The organism is Roseateles sp. P5_E4, from assembly GCF_054049255.1.
The window spans coordinates 93986-112439 of record NZ_JBFUMS010000007.1 but is presented as its reverse complement, the minus strand read 5'-3'; the positions used below and the strand labels follow the sequence as shown (position 1 = coordinate 112439).

At 66.8% G+C, this 18454-nt stretch carries 23 protein-coding genes; 10 read left to right on the top strand and 13 right to left on the bottom strand.

What is annotated here, in order from left to right; translation table 11 throughout:
- The first annotated feature begins 53 nt into the window (after window positions 1-53).
- Window positions 54-1148 (top strand): 6-carboxytetrahydropterin synthase, encoded by a 1095-nt coding sequence (locus tag ACXJLH_RS15130; RefSeq protein WP_457444956.1) that lies wholly within the window; start codon window positions 54-56, stop codon window positions 1146-1148.
- Window positions 1145-1774, top strand: a complete 630-nt coding sequence (gene queE, locus ACXJLH_RS15125) for a 7-carboxy-7-deazaguanine synthase (RefSeq protein WP_457324095.1) — start codon at window positions 1145-1147, stop codon at window positions 1772-1774. Before ACXJLH_RS15130 ends, queE begins: the two co-directional genes overlap by 4 nt.
- Here the strand turns inward: queE and ACXJLH_RS15120 are convergent, their stop codons facing one another.
- The 5 genes from ACXJLH_RS15120 to ACXJLH_RS15100 form a co-directional block, all read right to left on the bottom strand.
- The gene (locus ACXJLH_RS15120; protein WP_457444954.1) at window positions 1775-2167 is read right to left on the bottom strand and encodes a hypothetical protein; all 393 of its coding nucleotides are present in this window, start codon (window positions 2165-2167) and stop codon (window positions 1775-1777) included.
- Between the two features lie 76 nt (window positions 2168-2243).
- Window positions 2244-2960, bottom strand: a complete 717-nt coding sequence (locus ACXJLH_RS15115) for a DUF1223 domain-containing protein (RefSeq protein ID WP_457444952.1) — start codon at window positions 2958-2960, stop codon at window positions 2244-2246.
- Window positions 2961-3055: 95 nt separating this feature from the next.
- On the bottom strand, window positions 3056-3490 hold the full coding sequence (locus ACXJLH_RS15110; protein ID WP_056191031.1) for an Sbal_3080 family lipoprotein: 435 nt from the start codon (window positions 3488-3490) through the stop codon (window positions 3056-3058).
- 197 nt (window positions 3491-3687) lie between these two features.
- On the bottom strand, window positions 3688-4353 hold the full coding sequence (locus tag ACXJLH_RS15105; RefSeq protein WP_457444950.1) for an OmpW/AlkL family protein: 666 nt from the start codon (window positions 4351-4353) through the stop codon (window positions 3688-3690).
- Between the two features lie 27 nt (window positions 4354-4380).
- On the bottom strand, window positions 4381-5472 hold the full coding sequence (locus tag ACXJLH_RS15100) for an SGNH/GDSL hydrolase family protein (RefSeq protein WP_457353336.1): 1092 nt from the start codon (window positions 5470-5472) through the stop codon (window positions 4381-4383).
- A 448-nt stretch (window positions 5473-5920) separates the two neighbouring features.
- Between ACXJLH_RS15100 and ACXJLH_RS15095 the strand changes: the two genes are divergently transcribed.
- The 3 genes from ACXJLH_RS15095 (at window position 5921) to ACXJLH_RS15085 (ending at window position 7517) form a co-directional block, all read left to right on the top strand.
- Window positions 5921-6247, top strand: coding sequence for a nucleotide pyrophosphohydrolase (locus ACXJLH_RS15095; protein WP_457324092.1), 327 nt, complete (start codon window positions 5921-5923; stop codon window positions 6245-6247).
- Window positions 6248-6252: 5 nt separating this feature from the next.
- Window positions 6253-6909: a 3'-5' exonuclease gene (locus tag ACXJLH_RS15090; RefSeq protein WP_457444949.1), complete on the top strand. Its 657-nt coding sequence runs from the start codon at window positions 6253-6255 to the stop codon at window positions 6907-6909.
- An 89-nt stretch (window positions 6910-6998) separates the two neighbouring features.
- Window positions 6999-7517 carry a GNAT family N-acetyltransferase gene (locus ACXJLH_RS15085; protein WP_056191021.1) on the top strand — a complete coding sequence of 173 codons (519 nt, stop codon included), beginning with the start codon at window positions 6999-7001 and terminating at the stop codon, window positions 7515-7517.
- 223 nt (window positions 7518-7740) lie between these two features.
- On the opposite strand, the gene ACXJLH_RS15080 is transcribed toward ACXJLH_RS15085, so the two are convergent.
- The gene (locus ACXJLH_RS15080) at window positions 7741-8793 is read right to left on the bottom strand and encodes a hypothetical protein (RefSeq protein ID WP_457444947.1); all 1053 of its coding nucleotides are present in this window, start codon (window positions 8791-8793) and stop codon (window positions 7741-7743) included.
- Window positions 8794-8947: 154 nt separating this feature from the next.
- A complete protein-coding gene (locus tag ACXJLH_RS15075; RefSeq protein ID WP_056191018.1) occupies window positions 8948-9994 on the bottom strand; it encodes an HAF repeat-containing PEP-CTERM protein in 1047 nt (348 codons plus the stop codon).
- A 194-nt stretch (window positions 9995-10188) separates the two neighbouring features.
- Here ACXJLH_RS15075 and ACXJLH_RS15070 point away from each other — a divergent pair, with 194 nt between their 5' ends.
- The 4 genes from ACXJLH_RS15070 (at window position 10189) to ACXJLH_RS15055 (ending at window position 12253) form a co-directional block, all read left to right on the top strand.
- Window positions 10189-11157 carry a helix-turn-helix transcriptional regulator gene (locus ACXJLH_RS15070; RefSeq protein ID WP_457388584.1) on the top strand — a complete coding sequence of 323 codons (969 nt, stop codon included), beginning with the start codon at window positions 10189-10191 and terminating at the stop codon, window positions 11155-11157.
- Window positions 11158-11251: 94 nt separating this feature from the next.
- Entirely contained in the window at window positions 11252-11560 is a 309-nt protein-coding gene (locus ACXJLH_RS15065; protein ID WP_056191014.1) for a DUF883 family protein, read from the top strand.
- 7 nt (window positions 11561-11567) lie between these two features.
- A complete protein-coding gene (locus ACXJLH_RS15060; RefSeq protein ID WP_056191012.1) occupies window positions 11568-11951 on the top strand; it encodes a phage holin family protein in 384 nt (127 codons plus the stop codon).
- Window positions 11948-12253, top strand: a complete 306-nt coding sequence (locus tag ACXJLH_RS15055) for a hypothetical protein (RefSeq protein WP_457444944.1) — start codon at window positions 11948-11950, stop codon at window positions 12251-12253. The genes ACXJLH_RS15060 and ACXJLH_RS15055 overlap by 4 nt, the downstream gene beginning before the upstream one ends.
- On the opposite strand, the gene ACXJLH_RS15050 is transcribed toward ACXJLH_RS15055, so the two are convergent.
- Genes ACXJLH_RS15050 through ACXJLH_RS15035 form a run of 4 tightly spaced genes read right to left on the bottom strand, consistent with a single transcriptional unit; the run spans window position 12250 to window position 15462 of the window.
- On the bottom strand, window positions 12250-12666 hold the full coding sequence (locus ACXJLH_RS15050; RefSeq protein ID WP_457444942.1) for a GFA family protein: 417 nt from the start codon (window positions 12664-12666) through the stop codon (window positions 12250-12252). The genes ACXJLH_RS15055 and ACXJLH_RS15050 overlap by 4 nt on opposite strands.
- Window positions 12667-12681: 15 nt before the next feature.
- Entirely contained in the window at window positions 12682-13266 is a 585-nt protein-coding gene (locus ACXJLH_RS15045) for a cob(I)yrinic acid a,c-diamide adenosyltransferase (protein WP_457444940.1), read from the bottom strand.
- Between the two features lie 46 nt (window positions 13267-13312).
- Window positions 13313-14374 carry a fatty acid desaturase family protein gene (locus ACXJLH_RS15040; RefSeq protein WP_457444938.1) on the bottom strand — a complete coding sequence of 354 codons (1062 nt, stop codon included), beginning with the start codon at window positions 14372-14374 and terminating at the stop codon, window positions 13313-13315.
- Window positions 14375-14376: 2 nt separating this feature from the next.
- Window positions 14377-15462, bottom strand: coding sequence for a ferredoxin reductase (locus ACXJLH_RS15035; RefSeq protein ID WP_457444936.1), 1086 nt, complete (start codon window positions 15460-15462; stop codon window positions 14377-14379).
- A 127-nt stretch (window positions 15463-15589) separates the two neighbouring features.
- On the opposite strand from ACXJLH_RS15035, the gene ACXJLH_RS15030 reads away from it, so the two are divergent.
- Entirely contained in the window at window positions 15590-16237 is a 648-nt protein-coding gene (locus ACXJLH_RS15030) for a TetR family transcriptional regulator (protein WP_056191000.1), read from the top strand.
- A 9-nt stretch (window positions 16238-16246) separates the two neighbouring features.
- Here ACXJLH_RS15030 and ACXJLH_RS15025 read toward each other — a convergent pair whose 3' ends face one another.
- Both ACXJLH_RS15025 and ACXJLH_RS15020 read right to left on the bottom strand, forming a co-directional pair.
- A complete protein-coding gene (locus ACXJLH_RS15025) occupies window positions 16247-18184 on the bottom strand; it encodes a methyl-accepting chemotaxis protein (protein WP_457444934.1) in 1938 nt (645 codons plus the stop codon).
- A gap of 40 nt (window positions 18185-18224) precedes the next feature.
- Window positions 18225-18452 carry a hypothetical protein gene (locus ACXJLH_RS15020; protein ID WP_457444932.1) on the bottom strand — a complete coding sequence of 76 codons (228 nt, stop codon included), beginning with the start codon at window positions 18450-18452 and terminating at the stop codon, window positions 18225-18227.
- Between the last annotated feature and the right edge of the window lie 2 nt (window positions 18453-18454).

The following is an 18454-nucleotide window of genomic DNA, read 5'->3' as shown; positions in this document are numbered from 1 at the left end:
CAAGCCCACTTCAAGTCAAGCAGGGTTTTGGGGGTGGGCGCGACAATCGCGGCATGTCAGTTTCCGTGTTGCACTGTGCCTCGGCCGGCTTCGAGTCGGCCTGCCGCATTCCCGCCCTGCCCGCCTCCCATCGCAGCCATGGCCTGCATGGCCACAGCTATTTCGCCACCGTCCGCACGGCACTGCCCGCCCGCTGGCCTGCTTTTCCGGGCGGTGAGGTCGAGGCGCTGCGTGCGCGCATGACTGAGACCGTGGCGCCGCTGGATCATGCCCTGCTGAACGACCACCTGGCCGAGCCCACCGACGAGAACCTGGCGCGCTGGGTGCGCCAGCGGCTGGACGTGCCCGGCATCGTGCAGGTGGGCGTGCAAAGCACCCAACACAGTGGCGTGGACCTGGACGGCGCCGGCCATGCCCATGTCTGGCGGCGCTACCGCTTCCAGGCCGCCCACCAGCTGCCGAATGTACCGGCTGGCCACCAGTGCGGCCGCATGCATGGCCATGGCTTCGAGGTCATCCTGCATGCCAATGCGGACCTCGGCGAGCGCGACCTGTCCATCGACTACGACCACCTCGACGAGGTCTGGGCGCCACTGCACTTCGCGCTGAACTACCGCTGCCTGAACGACATCGCGGGGCTGCAGAACCCGACCAGCGAGAACATCTCGGCCTGGCTGTGGGACAGGCTGAAGCCCGAACTGCCGGAGCTGAGCTGGGTGACTGTCTACGAGACCGGCTCCAGCGGCGCCAACTTCAATGGCAGCAGCTACCGCATCTGGAAGGAGATGACGCTGGACAGCGCCGTTCGCATGAAGCACGCGCCCGTTGGCCATCCGCTGGCCGGCATCCATGGCCACACCTTCACGCTGCGGCTGCACCTGGCTGCGCCGCTGGACCAGGTGATGGGCTGGACGGTGGACTTCGGTGACGTGAAGTCGCTGTTCAACCCCATCTTCAAACGGTTGGACCATCACCCGCTGTTTGAGATTGCCAATCTGCCCGACGGTGACGTGGCCTCGATTGCAGCCTGGGTGCTGCGCGAAGGCGGCGCGGTACTGCCGCAGATCGACCGCGTGGACCTGTACGAGACGCGCGGCTCGGGTGCCATCGTCAGCCGGGCTGACTCCGAAGAATTGATCCCCGTATGACGTATTCGGTCAAAGAACTGTTCTTCACGCTGCAGGGCGAAGGCGCCCAGGCCGGCCGCGCAGCCGTGTTCTGCCGCTTTGCCGGCTGCAACCTCTGGACCGGCCGCGAGCAGGATCGCGCGACGGCGGTCTGCACTTTCTGCGACACGGATTTCGTGGGCACGGATGGCGAGGGCGGCGGCAAATTCGTGACTGCCGATGCGCTGGCCGATGCGATTGCCAAAGCATGGCCCGGCGGTGGTCGTCCCTACGTCGTCTGTACCGGCGGCGAGCCGCTGCTGCAGTTGGACACGCCGCTGATCGACGCCCTGCACGCCCGCGGCTTCGAGGTCGCTGTCGAGACCAATGGCACGCAACCCGCGCCGCCGGGGCTGGACTGGATCTGCGTCAGCCCCAAGGCCGATGCGCCGCTGGTGCTGACCTCGGGCCACGAGTTGAAGCTTGTCTATCCGCAACCGCTGGCCCAACCGGAGCGGTTTGCGAATCTGGACTTCCAGAACTTCTTCCTGCAGCCCATGGATTCGGTGCTGCAGCGCGAGCACACCAAGGCGGCCGTGGCCTACTGCATGGCCCATCCGCAGTGGCGGCTGTCGGTGCAGATGCACAAGGTCGTCGGCATCGCCTGATCAGCCGCGGCAATAGCCTTCGCCGCTCTTCACGATCAGACAGTCGTGCTTGTCGGCCAGCCATTTCATGCCCGTCTCGGGGCCGCTGCCGGCGCGGATGGTTTCGAGCACGCCATCACGCGTGAATACGAGCGTGTCGGTGCCGGCCTTGGCGTCGAAGCTGCGTGGACCATCCAGGTTCTGCAGCGTGACGCTGTAGGTTCCAGGCCCGCCGGTGATCTCCAGATAGGTGCCTTCGGGGCCGTGCCATCGGCCGACCCAGGGGCTGGACGCCTTGGATGCCGAAGCAGCCGATGCTGGCACCGGTGCTGCCGCGGGGCTATCGACCGACCTGCCGCAAGCGCTCAGCGCGGCAACGCCGGCAGCCAGCATGACAAGAGGGTGGATTCGCATGGCCTTGCGGGATTCAGCGGGGATGGCCAAGTCTGATCGCCTGCGGGGTTCCCTCGTGTCGGAGGACTCCCCGTTTTCAGCAACCGATCTCGACGGCCTGCAAGGTGCGGCCATCGCGCACATCCACGGCTACCGCGAGCCAGCGGCTGGCGTGGCCAGGTTCGGCGGCCTTCACCGGCACGGCCCACTGCGCCGGGCCCCGTCCCTCCCAGAGCGGCAGCTTCCCGTATTCCCGCACGACACTGTCGTGGTTGAGCGTCTCGCCACGGTTCTCGCCGGCGCGCACGCGGCTTTGGTGGCCGTCCTCGACGCGAGCCCACCAGAGCTGGACGTGCGCGGGCGCGCCAGGCAAGGCCTCCGCACTGAGCTTCAGTTCGCCGCTCGCGCTGCGGCTCCAGCCCAACCGTACACGAGCCGGCTCGGCACTCGCCGCGGGCAATGAAGCGCTGCGCCAATCCCGCCCATTGATGACGATTTGCGGTGTGTACGCATAGCGTGAGCCATTAACGCCCACGCCTTGTTTCTGGCGCTCGGTGAAGGCCGGGCTGGAAAACCGATCCGGCCAGCCCAGGCCGTTCCAGTAGTCAACATGAAAGGCTGCCGCGATGACGCCGGGCTGGCCCTTGAGGCCGCTCAGCCAGCGGTCCGCCGGCGGGCAGGAGGAGCAGCCTTCGGATGTGTAGAGCTCGACGATGCGCGGCACCGTCGCGCCGCTTTGCACGGTTGTAGCAGGACAGCTTTGGGCGCCGGCGAGAGGCGTGGCCATGGCGAGGAGCAGGGCAGTCAGCTTCATGGGGCATGAGTCGACCATGATCGACAAACCTGACATGCCAGAACGACAAAGGGAGCCCGCAGGCTCCCTTCTGCGCTATGAGTCCGGCCGCCTGCTCAGGCGCCGGCGCCACCCGGGAACAGTTGATTGACCAGTTCGGTAATCTTCTTGTCGGCGTCGATGAACTTGCCCATGTTGCCACCGCCGCGCGTCGAGTCGTACTTGGCTTCACCGACCGGCTTACCGTTGTTGTAGACCTTGATCTCCGCGTAGGCCATGTACAGGGCAAGGTCCCAGCGCCAGTTGGCCGTGTAGGTCGACGTGATCGGGCATTCGATCAGCGAGGCGCCAGCCGGCAGCTTGCGGACCGCATAGCCCTTGGCCTCGAGCGCCTTCCTGTAGCTCTCGAAAACCCCTTCCCTGACGTCGCCGTTATGGACGATGCAGATCTGCTTGGCCTCCAGCCGCTCGACCGGCTGCACGGTCTGATGGATGGCACAGCCGCCCAAGGATGCAGCAGCGGCAATGATCAGCAGTGTGTGGATCCTCATGATGATTTCCCTCCCGAAAGTTGTTTGGATTTGGTGCTCTTCGCGGCTTGCGATCAGCGGGGGCACTATGCCGATGAATGTCACCAGTTGTGACTTGAACTTCGCTCATTGCCCTCGGCGGCCGTGACGGCTTCACGAGAGGCCCAAAGAAAAGGGAGCCCGCAGGCTCCCTCTTGGTGATCGGCCTGGAAGCCGGATCAGAAGCGATAACCAATCCCGAACTTGACGGACACCGGGTCCAGCGTCGTCTCGATGGTCTGGCCAGTAGACAGGCTGCCGGTCGTCTTGATAAAGGTCTTGGTGACTGCCAGACTGGCGGACCAGTCCTTGGTGATGTTGAAGGCACCACCGAGTTCCATGGTCGTGCCGAAGCGGCTCTTCATGGACAGCGTCGTCGGGCTGGCGGGCGAGCCACCGGTGAGGCCGGACAGTGCGGCCGTGGCGCGTGGCTTGAAGAAGTAGCCATAGGTGACGCCCGCGCCGACAAAGGGACGGAAGCTGCTGTTGGCGTCGCCGAAGCGGTACTGGGCCAGCAGCGTCATCGGCAGGGACTTGACCGTGCCGAGCTTGCCCGAACCTTCGATGGCGCCAGCACCAACGACGTCGTGCTTGAACGGCAGCGCGATCGGCAGATCGATGCTGATGTTGTCGGTCCAGTAGTAAGTCACGCCGCCGACGAAGGAGCTGGCCTTCTTCACGTCGACCTTGGTGCCCGCCAGGCTGGGCGCGGTCAGGTCACCGCTGTCGACATGCGGGTTGATCTGTGCGGCACCGCCATAGACGACGATGCTGCCGGCCGATTGCGCGTGAACGAGGCTGGTGGCGGAGAGCAGGGTGACTGCGAGCAGGGATTTGATGTTCATGAAGTTCTCCTGAAGGGTCACGCGGACTCAGAGCCAGCCTTTGCGAGCCAGTTCCAGGGACACCACCTGCGACAGCAATTGATTCCCAAACGGGGTGGGGTGGACGGAGTCAGCGAACAGGTAGTGACTGACGTCACCGCTGATGACGTTGTTGGCGCTGCAGACCAGCGACGAACCCAAGGGGTTCTTGGCCGCGCTCAGATCACAGGCCGGCGTGGTGACATTGCTCAGGCTGAACTTCGCAGGATCGGCAATCTGGTCACGCACCCCTTGGGCGGCATCAACCCAACCCACGTCAGCGCCGGCCAGGCCGGTCTTGAGTTGGTCGTTGAAGGTATTGACCATCTGCAGGATCAGGCCCTGCGTGGCTGCGGGCAGGCTCTTGGCGAAAGGTGTCAGGCTCACGTCGGGCAGGTTGATGACCACGACGTTCTTGGCACCCTTGCCCACCACCAGCGCCTTGACGTAGCCGGCCAGTTCCGCACCGGCCTTGCCCATCTCGGTCACGCCCTTGGTGGCAGCGGCCGTCGGGTCACCGCCAGCGGCGATGGTGGCCTGCACGGTGGCCAGGTTGATGAACACATCATTGCCACCGGCATAGACGAAGACGAGCTCGGTGCCCTTGAAGCTGCCACCGACTGCCGTCAGGTGGTTCTGCATCTGCGTGACGACGGGCACCGTGAGCTGGCCCAGCACGGCGTTGGAACCACCCAGCAGCTTGTTGCCCGGGCCGACCGGGTTGGTCACTCGCGCGCCACCCTGACCGTAGGCGAAACAACCCGCGTTGTTCTTGACGGGCACGCTGAACCCCTGGGAAGCGAGCCCATCCAGGCCTTGCTGGGCCGGGCAGGGCTTGGGCAGGCCGTAAAGCGTGGCAATGCGTTCCACCCAATGCGGGCCAACGCCATTGACGGTGTACTGGCCACCGCCCAGGGCGGCAACAGTACCGACCTTGTAGGTGCCCTGGTCGCTCAAGCTATCCCCGAAGGACACCACGCTGCTGGGGGCAAACTTGGGCGTCGTATCCGCCGTCGCACCACCACCACCGCAGCCCGCCACCAGCAAGCTGCCCAACAGCGCCACCGAGGCGGCGGCGATCCGGGTGAGGAAGGGTTTCATTGTTGTCTCCTAGGCGACACCGCAACATCGCAGTGCATTCAATTCGGGAGCGCAACTCTAGCCGCAGCTTTTTAGAACGGTCGTTCGTTTTTCCCCTCATTCCGCGTAAAGAAACAACGCCGACGGCTTGGGGAAGGCCTGCACAAGCGTCTCGCTCCTCAGCGGCTGTACCGCCTTGGGCAAGTCTGTGGATGGTTCTGGCACAACTGGGCAGATATCCACAGGCCAACGGCTTTCAGCAAAGTTGTACCCAATCGCGGGTCATTCCATCAGGCTACGGCGCACAGGCTTGTGCGGCTACCAAGCGCTTGTGCCGCAAGGACTTTTTGCGCTTGTCCACAGCGCAGGCGGCGCACTACTACGACCACTACCTTTGAAATCTTGAATACTGTTTATGAATACACGGGACACTTTCGGCGATGCAACGACCCTCACACGTGCTCCCCTGATGGACATTCCGACCCTGCAGCAGCGTCTGCGCCAGTTCGCCAGCGACCGCGACTGGCAGCCCTACCAGACGCCAAAGAACCTCGCGATGGCCATGACGGTGGAGGCCGCCGAGCTGCTGGAAATCTTCCAGTGGCTGACTCCCGAGCAATCCCAGAGCCTGAGCGACGACCAGCGCCGCCATCTCGGCGAAGAGCTGTCGGACGTGCTGCTGTATCTCGTACAGATTGCCGACCATGGCGGCGTGGACCTGGATGCCGCCGTCGAGCGCAAGCTGGCAATGAATGCCCTGAAACACCCGCCCAGGCATCCACTGAAGAAGTCTTGACGAAGATGACTGAAACCATCGCCGTCGTCGACCTCGAAACGACCGGCCTCGGGCCTACCAGCGGCGGCCGTGCCACCGAGATCGCTGCCGTGCTCGTGCGTGGCGGCATGGTGGTCGACGCCTGGAGCAGCCTGATGAACAGCGGCGCCAGGGTGCCGCCCTTTATTCAGTCCCTGACCGGCATCAGCAACGAGATGCTGGCCAACGCACCGGACTCGGCCACGGTCATGCGCGAGCTGGCCCGTTTCACCCAGGGCTGCCCGCTCGTCGCGCATAACGCTTCTTTCGACCGGGGCTTCTGGCATGCCGAGATGGAGCGCGCCGGCGTGGCGCGCGACCCGGCCCACGAGTTCGCCTGCACCGTGCTGTTGTCGCGCCGGCTCTGGCCCGAGGCCAAGAGCCACGGCCTGGGTGCGATCACGCAGTTCCACGGCATCCGCTTCGACGGCCGTGCCCACCGGGCGATGGCCGATGCTCGCGTGACGGCGGAGTTGTTACTGAAGGTTCAGAACGAGGTCGCGCGACGCTTTGCGTTGGACCTGGGCGACGCCGCCGTGGATCACGCACTGATGCTGGAGTTGCAGCGCACGCCGTTGCGCTGGCTCAGGCGCGGCCTGGTCGACCATGTGAAGGCCTGTCGCGCCAATTCGTTGGCTGCTTGAGCGGATAAAAAATTCTGTCAAGACCCTGCAGCTCATCATCGGGCTAGGACAATCGCGCCCTTTCGTCCCGTGCTATTGCCAAGAGTTCCATGTCCGTGATCCAGGTTCGCCCCGCCACCCTGCGCGATGCCAAGGCCATCGCCGAGATCCATGTCGCTGCCAGCCAGGACGCCTACAAGGCCCTCCTGCCCGCCGCCGCGCTGGATGCGATGTCGGTGCAAAAGCGCCAAGCCTTCTGGCGTGAGGCCATCGACCTCTGCGAGCCGCAGGTCATCGTTGCCCATCTGGACAACAAGATCATGGGTTTCGCCGGCTTCGATCGCTCCCGCGACAAGGGCACGCCCGCCACGACCGGCGAGGTCTGGGCCATGTTCGCCGACCCGGTGCACTGGGACAAGGGTGTCGGCCTGGCGCTGTGGGATGCCACGCGCGACGGCCTGCAGGAAGAAGGCTGCACCAAGGCCACGCTGTGGTGCTATCTGCGCAACGAGCGCGCCCTGCGCTTCTTCGAACTGGCCGGCTTCAAGCGTGAACTCGGCAGCGCCCGCACCTCCGAAGTCGGCGGTGCGCGTGTCGAAGAGATCCGACTGCATCGCTCCCTCGTCTGAGGCCATCGCACCGTGAGCAAAGCGCCCTGCGGGGCGCTTTGTCTTTTCCTTGGTGCTGTCGTCAAGGTATCTGGGTGTTCCGGGCCGAGCGCCGGGCCGCTCCCTAGCCGGCCCGCGCTGGCGAAGTGCTTGCGGCTCAACGCCGCAAGCGTCGCCGTCCCCTCGGGGGACCGGTCAGGCGCGCCCGCGTTCAGCAGGGCGAGACTGGACGAGGGGTCCTATTTCAAGCCGCGTAACCGCCCGTGGCCAGGGCCCAGCCATCGGTGGCGTCGTCGTGGCGCTGGATGTGCACGGGGCTGAGCTTCTTGGCGGCCGCACGTTCGACGAGGTTTTCTGCCTGTTCGGCGGTCAGCTGCAGGGCGAAACGAGCCCAGCGCTTTTGCACCAGGGGCAGGGTCCAGGCATCTTCAAGTGCCCAGCGGATCTGATGCGGCTCTTGCAGCTCGGTGGCGGCCAGCACGCGAGGGGCCAGGGCGAGCAGGAAGCGGTTGAAGTCGGTGCGCAGCGTGTCGGTGGGAAGCAGTGCCTCGAGGCGGCTCAGGCGGGCGCTCCAGCCGGGCGTGGCGAGCTGGCGTGTGACCAGGGCCTGCAGGGCCTGGATGGGGTTGAACAGACGCAGGCGATTGGGCGGCAGCACGTGCAGCGGAATCAGCGCGGCTTGCTCGTGGCTCAGCGGTGTGACAAAGCTGGCCAGCACAGCCAGGCGCTGCCACTCGGCCTCGGCCAGGCCGCCAATGCGCGTGATGGGGCCGGCGGCGCAGCTGGCGGCCATGTCCGCCAGCGCTTGGTGATTGCGATGCCCCTTGGCCCGGTTGGCGCGGCGACTCATGACGGCCAGGTTGCCGGCCGCATAACCAGCGTCGTCGCGGACGCGGTCGATGCTGGTGCTCTCGCCGTCCAGCAACTCCCGGATGATGGGGCAGTGCTGGGTTTCCAGCTGGGCGAGATGGTGCGGCGTGAGCTGGATGTCCTCGAAGCTGCGGCCGCGTGCCCAGGCGTGGGTGCGCAGGGCCAGCCAGCGCTCGACCTGCGGGCTGGCCGGCGTGCGCACCGGGCGGCCACGTGAGGCCAGCCAGCCGCGCTGCAGTGGCGACTGCGGGTAGAGATGGGCGATGGGCGGCGTGATGCCATGCAGGGCGTAGTCGCGGCCCAGGGCCAGGCCGGTGCGCTCGTGGGCGCTGACCAGAGCAGAGGTGTCGTCCATGTCCAGGTCGAACTGGACCAGCGGGCTGCTCTGGAGGCGGGGGGTGATCTGGGCGTTGATGACGGCTTGCATGACTGACTCCTGATTGAGAGGCACGCCTGAGAGTCGCGGGCCTTGGATATCAGTTTGTGAGCCAGGTAGCTCAATAGGTGATCTACCCTGTGAAAAAAATCAGATGCGCATAAAAAAGGCACCGTAAGGTGCCCTTCGGAAGGCCGACGGAAATTCAGCCGCGGCGCCGGCGCAGCTTGGCGCCCACCACGGCGACCCCCGCAAGGGTCAGGGCCATTGAGCCCGGTTCGGGCACGCTGGTCACGCTGAGGAGCAAGGACATGCAGCCCTGCTGCTGATGGCAGCCGGACGCAAGAATGGTTCCGTTGTCGTTGATCCGCTGGGCCTCGCCGATCAGCCAGTCGGACGAGCCGACCAGGTTGTTCAGGTCGTACATGGTGCCGCCCGTGTAGAGGAAGCCATGACCGAAGCCGTCGATGCCGTTGTTGGAAATGCCAACGACGTCGCCCGCGGCGTTGATGTCTTTGCCCTGGCTGTAGGAGCCGCCCAGGGTGCCCAGATCGATCATCTGCCCGCCGCTGTACCGGAAGGCGCGAGTGAAGCTGTCCGCGGTGTAGGAATATCCGGTGGCCTGACCCCCATCGTTGATGGCCGCCGGAATGCTGAGGGCCGACCCCAAGGTGCCGAGGTCCGTCATTGCGCCCTGGCTGAAGATGGCCGCATGGCCGCCGGCAGTGCCGAGGATCTGGCTGTGGTTGTTGATGGCCGTGACGTCGGTGAAGCTGGCGCCCAGGGTGGCCAGATTGATCATCTGCCCGCCGCTGTAGAGGAAGGTCGCGGAGTTCTTGTTGCCGGCGGTGACCGACATTCCTACGACCTCACCCGCGTTGTTGACGCCGTAGGCTTGGCTGAAGCTTCCGCCCAGCGTGCCCAGGTCGGTCATCTGCCCGTTGCTGTAGAGGAAGGCACGGATGTCGGGATAGCTGCTGGAATAGGACCCGCCCACCACCTGGCCGACGTCGTTGATGGCTTGGGCGTCGGTGGGGCTGTATCCATTGCCCAGCGGATTGGTCCCGCCCAGGCCGCCGATGTTTACCGTGTTACCGCTGCCGTACAGGAAGCTATACGTCGCGCCATTGGCATTGGGCAGATAGGCCAGCCCAGTCACCTGGCCGGCGTTGTTGAGGTCCTTGGCATAGCTGGTGGGATATAGCGATTGCACGGCCAGCGGTGTGACCGAATAGGTCGGCGCTGCAGCCATGCACTCGGCGCCAAGGGCTGCCCAGAAAAGTCCCGCGCAGATTTGACGCAAGAATGATGTCGACGGATTCATGTCACTCTCCCTGCCTGCTCCCGGATGTTTGGCATCCGTGAAGCAGGCTATTGATTTGTTGGCCGATTCAAGCCCGCCGAGTGTGCAGAGATGCCAGCGGTCGGGGCACTGAGAAAACCCGAATGGACCGCACCGAACGCTTTTACAAGATCGAGCAGCTGATCCGCTCCCGCGGCTGCGTGTCCTTTGCCGAGTTGATAGCGGCGCTGGAGGTGTCGCCAGCCACGCTCAAGCGCGACCTGGCCTACCTGCGGGAGCGGCTGGACGCGCCCATCGAGTACGACGCTGCCGAGAACGGCTACCGTTTCGGCCAGCAGTGGCGTGGCGGCAAGCATGAGCTGCCGGGGGTCTGGTTCAACGAGGCCGAACTGCACGCCCTCCTGACCATGCAGCAGATGCTGGCCGGCCTGGATGAGCAGGGTGTCGTGGGCCGCCACCTGCAGCCCATGTTCGACAAGATCACCGGCATGCTGGGCGTGGATGCGGCCGAGGCCGATGAGCTGCGGCGGCGCGTCAGGCTGATTGGCACGGCACGCCGGCGCATGGCCAGCGACAGCTTCGAGACCGTGGGCAGCGCCGTCGTCAAGCGCAAGCGCCTGGCCATCCGCTACCGCAAGAAACGCGATGGGGCGGGCAGCGAACGCGAGGTCTCGCCCCAGCGCCTCGTGCATCATCGCCACGCCTGGTATCTGGATGCCTGGTGCCATGCCAGCGACGCCTATCGCCGCTTTGCCCTGGACGGCATCGAGGCGGCGACGCTGCTGGACGCCGACGCCCGGCCTGTGCCCCTGGCTGAGCTGGAAGCCGAACTCGACCAGGGCTACGGCATCTTCGCCGGTGGCACGCCGCGCGAGGCCGAGCTGGTCTTCAGCGCCGGCACGGCGGCCTGGGTGTCGCGCGAGGAATGGCACCCGGCCCAGCAGAGCGAATTCCTGCCCGACGGCCGCTGGCGGCTGCGCCTGCCCTATGTCGATGACACCGAGTTGCTGATGGACCTGCTGCGCCATGCCGGCCAGGTGGAGGTGCTGGCGCCGGCCGCCTTGCGCGAGGCCTATGCGCAGCGCTTGCGGCAAGCGGCCGCGGCCTTGTAGGACAAGCCCGCTTCAATCGTGGTGGGGCATGTCAGGCCATGTCCAATCGCGTTAGGCTGCAAGCGTGTTTGATCCCCCGATCAAGGAGCCAGCGATGAGTGATACCAGCCAGGCGAAGGAAAAATTGGCCTCGGACTTCCGTGCGGTGATGGAAGACATCGACGCGCTGATGACGGCCACGACCAACAAGGCGGACGGCGAGGTGAAGGCCTTGCGCGCCCGCATCCAGGACCGGCTGTCCGGTGCCAAGGACAAGCTGCTGGACGCCCAGCATGAAGCCCTCCAGCGCGCCAAGGATGCCGCCGTCGCCACCGACGACTATGTGCATGCCAACCCCTGGCAGGCCATCGGTGCCGCGGCAGCCGTGGGCCTTGCGATTGGCGTGTTGATCGGCCGCCGCTGAGCCCCGCTTGAGCGACGCCAAGGAACCCGTCTCCGCGCCGCTGCGGCGGCTCGGGGTGTCGTTGCTGACGCTCAGCCGCATTCGGCTTGAGCTGTTTGCCATCGAGGCCCAGGAGGAGAAGGAGCGTATCGCCAGCCTGCTGCTTTGGGCGGTGCTGGCCGCGTTGCTGGCGGGCTTTGGCCTGCTGATGGGGCTGGTGTTGATCACGGTCGCCTTCTGGGACGATCACCGGCTGCTGGCCCTGGGCGGCGGTACGGTCGTTCTGATCGTTGCGGCCGTCGTCGCCGTGCTCAAGGTAAAGAAGCTGATCGATCAGCCGGCTAGCCTGTTCCAGTCCAGCATCGGTGAGTTGCGCGCTGACGCCGAAGCGCTGCGCCGGCCAGGGCCATGATCCCCAGGATCCCGGCCGACCCGGCTCTGCGCAGCGAGCGCAAGGCCAATCTGCTGCTGGCCTCCGAGTTGATGCGCGGCCAGGCTGCGTTGTCGGTGGACGATGTCGGCCAGCGCGCCGACGGCTGGGTGCGGCGCATCCTGGCCTGGCGCGATCTGCTGTCCAACCCCATCGTGCTCGCCGCGGCCGGCGGCGGTGCGGCCCTTTTTGCCGGCGCGGGGCCCGACCGCCGCGGCAAGCTCTGGCGCGGGCTGCGCTGGGCCTGGCTGGCCTACAAGGTCTGGGGCCGGCGCAAGCGCTAGGCTAGCGGGCTGTCGCGGCCGCGCATGTGAGCCGGGGTGCTGTCCAACTCAGGCAGCCAGGGCATGGCCGAGTCTTTCCAGACCTGCACCACGGGCTTGAGCTGGGCACGTTCGTTCACGCATCCCAGGCGGATGTTCAGCGTCTTGGGTACGTCGGCTTCCGTGGCGAAGAGCTGGGTGCCGCAATCCCCGCAGAAGGCCTGTGCACGGCGGTTGCCGCTGGCTGCGACCTTCACATACTGCTTGGGTGTGCCCACCAGTTCGACCTGATCCGCCGGAACGGCGATCACCGCGCGGAACGGGCCGCCGGAGATGATCTGGCAGTCCGCGCAGTGGCAGGCAAAGACCTTGGCGGGATCGGCAGTCGCCGAGAAACGGAAGGCGCCGCAGTGGCATTGACCGGTGATTTGCATATGGGCCCCTGGGCTTCAGTTGTCGGCCGCGTCCAGTCGCTTCATGCGCTCGCTCTGCCAGTAGACATCGTCGCCCCCCAGCCCGTCGAGATTGGCGCGATTCAGCACGCGGGACAGCACGAAGAGCAGGTCGGACAGGCGGTTCAGGTACTGGCGCGGCGCGGCGCGCACGGGCTCGGCGGTGGCTACCTGAATGACGGCGCGCTCGGCACGGCGGGTAATCGTGCGGCAAACATGGGCAATCGCGGCGCTGCGCGTGCCGGCCGGCAGGATGAATTCCTTGAGCCGCGGCAGATGCTCGTTGTAGTGCTCCAGCGCCTCGTCCAGACGCAGCACGGCGGCGTCCTTCAGCAGCTCGCCGCCCGGCCAGGACAGCTCGCCGCCCAGGTTGAAAAGCTCGTGCTGGATGGTGACGATGAGGTCGCGGACGTCGTCGGGCAGGGGCTCGGCCAGCAGCAGGCCGAGGTTGGAGTTCAGCTCGTCGACATCGCCCATGGCCTGCACGCGCAGATGGGTCTTGGGTACGCGGCTGCCGTCGGACAGGCCGGTGGTGCCGTCGTCGCCGGTGCGGGTGGCGATCTGTGAAAGTCGGTTGCCCATGATGGCGGTGCAGGTCGGTGATCGGACCTGCATCCTGCCTGAATCTTCAGGCCACGGCCGCTTTGGGTGGCAAGGTGTTGACCAGGATGCGCTTCATCACGGTGAGGTACTGCTTGAACAGGCTGCCGGTGTTGTAGCGCAGGCCGTATTGGCGGCACAGCGCCTGCACCTGCGGCGCGATCTCGACGTAGCGGTGCGCGGGCATGTCGGGGAAGAGGTGGTGCTCGATCTGGTGGCTCAGGTGGCCGGTGAGGATGTGGAACCAGCGCCCGCCGGTGAGGTTGCTGGAGCCGGCCAGTTGGCGCAGATACCAGTCGCCACGGGTCTCGTTCAGGCAGTCCTCCTGCCGGTAGATGGCCACATGCTCGGTGAAGTGGCCGCAGAAGATCACCACATAGGTCCACAGGTTGCGGATCAGGTTGGCCGCGAAGTTGCCGGCCAGCACGCGCGGCGCGCTCCACAACGCCAGCGCCGGGAACAGCAGATAGTCCTTGAACCACTGCTTGCCCACCTTGCCGAGGAAGCGGTTCAGGCGCTCCTTGAACACGGGCTTGGGGACGGCGCCATGCTTGTAGCGGCCCAGCTCCAGGTCATGCGAGCCGACGCCGTACTGGAAGCCCAGGGCCAGCATCAGGTTGGCCAGCGGCTGCAGCCAGTGGCGCGGCTTCCACTTCTGCTCGGGCGTCATGCGCAGCAGCGAGTAGCCCAGGTCACGGTCCTTGCCGAGGATGTTGGTGTAGGTGTGGTGGGTGACGTTGTGCGAATGGCGCCAGGCCTCGCCGTCACAGGCGATGTCCCACTCGAAGGTCTGGGAGTTCAGTGCCGGGTCGCCGGTCCAGTCGTACTGGCCGTGCATGACGTTGTGGCCGATCTCCATGTTGTCGAGGATCTTGGCGTGGGCCAGCGCCAGCACGCCGGCGATCCAGCTCAAGGGCCCGACGCCGAAATGCAGCAGCGCACGGCCGCCCACCTCGCTGGCGCGGCACAGCGCGATCATCTTGCGGATGTGATCGACGTCGGCCTGGCCGAGCGAGTTCATGACGGCGGCGCGGATGGCGTCGAGCTCGGCCTGGAATTCATCGACTTGGGATCGGGTCAAGGTGTGCATGATCAAAGGTCCAGTTCGAGGTCGGAGCGGGCGGCGCTGACGCACAGCCGGATCAATTCGTTGGGTGCGCTGGACAGCTCGCCCGTGTGCAGGTGCTGCACCGTGCCGCTGCGCTTGACGCATTGGCAGGAGCGGCAGATGCCGATGCGGCAGCCATGCTTGGGCGCCAGGCCGGCGGCCTCGGCCTGGTTCAGCAGCGGCGCGGCGCCCAGCGACGCGAAGCCAGTGGCGCTGCGCAGCAGCTGCACGCGCACCGGGGCGCTGAGGGCCTCGGCCGCCAGCGGCGCGGCGGCAAAGCGTTCGCTGTGCAGCGGCGCGGTGGTGCCGTGCGCCTGCCAGTGCGCGTGTATCGCATCCATCAGCCCGGCGGGGCCGCACACCCAGGTGGCGCGCTCGGCCAGGTCGGGCACCTGCGCCTGCAAATCGGCTGGCGTGAGATGGCCGACGCTGGTGGTGAAGTGTTGAATCAGGCGCAGCCCCGGCATGGCTGCCAGCTCGGCGGCAAAGATCTGTTCGACCGGGCTGCGGCAGCTGTGCACAAAGACCACACGGTCGGCCGCGCCGCGCGCCTGCAGCTCGCGCAGCAGGGCCATCACCGGCGTGATGCCGCTGCCGGCGCTGAGCAGCAGGATCTTGTCCGGCAGCACGGCCGGCAGCACGAAATCGCCCATCGCGGGGCCGAGCGTCAGCACATCGCCCACGCGCACGCTCTCATGCAGATGCGTGGACACCCGCCCCTGTCGCTTGACCGTGATCGCCAGCAGGCGCGAGCCCGGGCGCGACGTCAGCGAGTACATGCGCTCGTGCCGGCGACCGTTGATCTCCACCGTCAGCGACACGAACTGCCCGGCGCGGGCACCACGCCACATCGCGTTGGGGCGCAGCACCAGCGTGCGGGTGTCGGCCGTCTCGGCGATGCACTTGACCACCCGGGCCTTCACCTGATGCAGGGACAGCAGCGGGTGCAGGGCCTGCAGGCTGTCCTCGACCGCGCTCTCGCGCACGATGGCCGCCACCCAGGGGTGCTGCAGCGCCGCGCGCAGCGGGCGGGTCAGGGTTTCGAGGCGGGTGGGGCGGAGCGTTTGCATGCCTGCATTGTGTACGTTCGTACACAAACAGACAAGACACTCAACCCGGGAGGTACGCCGCAGCCGTGCATAAATAGGCAGACGGACGGGGTGAAGCTACGATACGAGTGTTCACAGACCAGCCGCCATGTCCGACACCGCCGCCGACAAACTCTCTCGCGCCGAGCGCAAGGACCTGACCCGCGCCAGCCTCACCCAGGCCGCGCTGGCGCTGATGGGCGAGGGGCGCAGCTTCACCAGCCTGGGCATCCGCGAGATCGCCCGCGAGGCGGGCATGGTGCCCAACGGCTTCTACCGGCACTTTCGCAATACCGACGAGCTGGGCCTGGCGTTGGTGGAGGAGGTGGGCATCAGCCTGCGCCGGCTGCTGCGCGAGGCGCGCCAGGGCGGCGCGGCGCCGGCCGACCGCGTGCGCGTGTCGGTCGAGGTCTATTGCAGCTATGTGCAGCAGCACCGGCTGCTGTTCCTGTTCATCAGCAGCGAGCGCGGTGGCGGCAGCCGCATCCTGCGCCTGGCCATCCGCAACGAGGTGCGCCACTTCACCAACGAGATGGCGCAGGACTTCCGCGCCATCGGCGCCTACCCCGACATGCCCACCGCCACGCTGCAGATGGTGTGCGGGCTGATCGTCAACACCATGCTGGCGGCCGCGCCCGAGATGCTCGACCTGCCGCCCCAGCAGCCGCTGCTGGAGGCCGAAATGATGGACAACTTCGTGCAGCAGCTGCAGGTGGTGCTGCTGGGCGCGGCGGCCTGGCGGGTCAACCCAGACTGAGCCCGCCCCTCAGCGCTGGGCGACCGGCATGCGGAAGGTGTTGACCAGGCCCGACAACTTCTCGGCCTGCTGCTGCAGGCTCATGCCGGCCGCGGCGGTTTCCTCGACGAGGGCGGCGTTCTGCTGCGTCAGCTGGTCCATGTGCGAGACGGCCTCGCTGATCTGGCCGATGCCGGTGCTCTGCTCGCTGGACGCGCGGCTGATGCTGGTGACGAGCTCGGCCAGAGAGCGGATGGCGTCGACGGTTTCGCGCATCGTTGCGCCGGCGCCCTTCACGAGGCGGGCGCCGTCCTCGACCTGGCCGACGCTGGTGGAGATGAGGACCTTGATCTGCTTGGCAGCCTCGGCCGAGCGGCCAGCCAGCGCGCGCACTTCCGACGCGACGACGGCAAAGCCGCGGCCCTGCTCGCCGGCCCGCGCGGCCTCCACGGCGGCGTTCAACGCCAGGATGTTGGTCTGGAAGGCAATGCCGTCGATGACGGCGATGATTTCCTCGATGCGCCGGCTGCTGGCCTCGATGGCGCCCATGGTGCTGACGACCTGGTCGACGGCCGCGCCACCCGAGATGGCGACCGTGCAGGCGCGCTGGGCCAGGCTGCTGGCGTCGCCGGCCTGATCGGCATTGCTGCGCACGGTGGCGGTCAGCTGCTCCATGGAGCTGGCGGTCTGCTCCAAGGCGGAGGCCTGCTGCTCGGTGCGCTGTGACAGGTCGCGGTTGCCCGAGGCCAGTTCCTGCGAGGCTTGCGCCACCTCGCCGGCATTGCTGCGCACCTCGCCGATGACGCCGCACAGGCTGTCGCGCATGGCCAGCAGCGCCATCGTCAGCTGGCCGATCTCGTCGCGCGCGCTGACGATGACGTCGCCGCTGAGGTCGCGTTCGGCGATCTGCTGGGCCAGGCCGGCGGCATGCTGGAGCGGCACGGTGATGCTGCGCGAGATGCCGCGCGCGAGCAGGAAGACGGCGCCCAGCATGAAGGCCAGCAGGCCGAAGACGACCCAGCTGCTGGTGCGCAGGCTGGACACGCGCGCGCCGAGCATGCCGTCCAGCGCATCCATCGCCTCCTCGGCGACGACATACATCGCGTCGATGGTGCGGGTGTAGCTGGCGATGTAGTCGGGCGCCGCGTAGGCCAGCTCCTCCTTGGCGATCAGCTCGTCGCGGGTCAGCTTCAGCGAGCCGCGCACCTGTTCGTCCAGTGCGGCGATCTTGCTGCCCAGCCGGCTCTTGAGGTCGGCATTGACGGCGAAACTCTTGTCGAATGCCGTGCCCATGCCGGCATGCTGGTCGGCGGCCTGCTGCACGAGGCCGGCCAGCAACGTGCGGCCTTCGGGGCCGATCTTGCCTTCCGCCAGAAAGCCGGCGCCACGCGCTCGCGCCTGGCCCAGGGCCTCGGTGGCGATGGGCAGCCGCACCAGCGTCGCGCTGATCAGGAAATAGGTGTCGGCCTCGGGGTCGAGGATGAGGCCGGACTGGTCGACGAGCTGGTCCAGCAGTTTGAAATAGACGGCGATGAGCTGGGCGTGCAGGGTGCTGCTCTCGGCCGCCTTCAGTCCCTTGGCGCCCACCTGGCTGGACAGGCTGTCCCAGCGCGTGCGCGCGTCCTGCCAGGTCTGGCGCATCGCGTCGTTCGCGCCATCGCCCTTCAGCATGGTGTCGACGGCGGCAACCTGCTTGGCCACCTCGGCGTTCTTGGCCGAGCGCGCCGGCTGCACCGAGTCGTTGCCGCCCAATACGGCAGCCGACAGGCCGCGGTGCTGCTGGGTCAGCTGGGCCAGCCGCACGAGCAGCCGCGCGGGTGCCAGGCCTTCGAGTTCGCCCTGCGCCGCCTGAGCCAATTGACGCGCCTGGCGCACCTGGAAGGCCGAAGGGATGCTGATGGCCACCAGCACCAGCAGGGTCAGCAGCATCAGCTTGCGGCTGATCGTCAGAGTGGTCGTCGGGCTCATGGCGTTCTCCTCGTTGGCAAGGCCCTGCTGCGGCGCCGATTCAGTGTCGGCGGCCGCTACGGTGGAAGGCCGGTTTGTGCACCGGCGCGTCATGCGGCTTGAAACCCTGGGCCGACGTCCAGCGCGGCGCGGGCGGGGCGTCATGGGGCGGTGGCGGGTGACCGAAGACCTCGTGCCAGCGCGCGGCCAGCAGATCGAAGCGCACCGCGCCGAAAGCGATGAGGGCAACGGCCGCGACGAGCAGCAGCCAGGTCAGGGTCGGGTCCATGC

Coding starts and splice junctions, on each gene's coding strand:
- ACXJLH_RS15130 (WP_457444956.1), top strand. CDS start 54: ATGTCAGTTTCCGTGTTGCACTGTGCCTCGGCCGGCTTCGAGTCGGCC.
- queE (WP_457324095.1), top strand. CDS start 1,145: ATGACGTATTCGGTCAAAGAACTGTTCTTCACGCTGCAGGGCGAAGGC.
- ACXJLH_RS15120 (WP_457444954.1), bottom strand. CDS start 2,167: ATGCGAATCCACCCTCTTGTCATGCTGGCTGCCGGCGTTGCCGCGCTG.
- ACXJLH_RS15115 (WP_457444952.1), bottom strand. CDS start 2,960: ATGAAGCTGACTGCCCTGCTCCTCGCCATGGCCACGCCTCTCGCCGGC.
- ACXJLH_RS15110 (WP_056191031.1), bottom strand. CDS start 3,490: ATGAGGATCCACACACTGCTGATCATTGCCGCTGCTGCATCCTTGGGC.
- ACXJLH_RS15105 (WP_457444950.1), bottom strand. CDS start 4,353: ATGAACATCAAATCCCTGCTCGCAGTCACCCTGCTCTCCGCCACCAGC.
- ACXJLH_RS15100 (WP_457353336.1), bottom strand. CDS start 5,472: ATGAAACCCTTCCTCACCCGGATCGCCGCCGCCTCGGTGGCGCTGTTG.
- ACXJLH_RS15095 (WP_457324092.1), top strand. CDS start 5,921: ATGGACATTCCGACCCTGCAGCAGCGTCTGCGCCAGTTCGCCAGCGAC.
- ACXJLH_RS15090 (WP_457444949.1), top strand. CDS start 6,253: ATGACTGAAACCATCGCCGTCGTCGACCTCGAAACGACCGGCCTCGGG.
- ACXJLH_RS15085 (WP_056191021.1), top strand. CDS start 6,999: ATGTCCGTGATCCAGGTTCGCCCCGCCACCCTGCGCGATGCCAAGGCC.
- ACXJLH_RS15080 (WP_457444947.1), bottom strand. CDS start 8,793: ATGCAAGCCGTCATCAACGCCCAGATCACCCCCCGCCTCCAGAGCAGC.
- ACXJLH_RS15075 (WP_056191018.1), bottom strand. CDS start 9,994: ATGGCTGCAGCGCCGACCTATTCGGTCACACCGCTGGCCGTGCAATCG.
- ACXJLH_RS15070 (WP_457388584.1), top strand. CDS start 10,189: ATGGACCGCACCGAACGCTTTTACAAGATCGAGCAGCTGATCCGCTCC.
- ACXJLH_RS15065 (WP_056191014.1), top strand. CDS start 11,252: ATGAGTGATACCAGCCAGGCGAAGGAAAAATTGGCCTCGGACTTCCGT.
- ACXJLH_RS15055 (WP_457444944.1), top strand. CDS start 11,948: ATGATCCCCAGGATCCCGGCCGACCCGGCTCTGCGCAGCGAGCGCAAG.
- ACXJLH_RS15050 (WP_457444942.1), bottom strand. CDS start 12,666: ATGCAAATCACCGGTCAATGCCACTGCGGCGCCTTCCGTTTCTCGGCG.
- ACXJLH_RS15045 (WP_457444940.1), bottom strand. CDS start 13,266: ATGGGCAACCGACTTTCACAGATCGCCACCCGCACCGGCGACGACGGC.
- ACXJLH_RS15040 (WP_457444938.1), bottom strand. CDS start 14,374: ATGCACACCTTGACCCGATCCCAAGTCGATGAATTCCAGGCCGAGCTC.
- ACXJLH_RS15035 (WP_457444936.1), bottom strand. CDS start 15,462: ATGCAAACGCTCCGCCCCACCCGCCTCGAAACCCTGACCCGCCCGCTG.
- ACXJLH_RS15030 (WP_056191000.1), top strand. CDS start 15,590: ATGTCCGACACCGCCGCCGACAAACTCTCTCGCGCCGAGCGCAAGGAC.
- ACXJLH_RS15025 (WP_457444934.1), bottom strand. CDS start 18,184: ATGAGCCCGACGACCACTCTGACGATCAGCCGCAAGCTGATGCTGCTG.
- ACXJLH_RS15020 (WP_457444932.1), bottom strand. CDS start 18,452: ATGGACCCGACCCTGACCTGGCTGCTGCTCGTCGCGGCCGTTGCCCTC.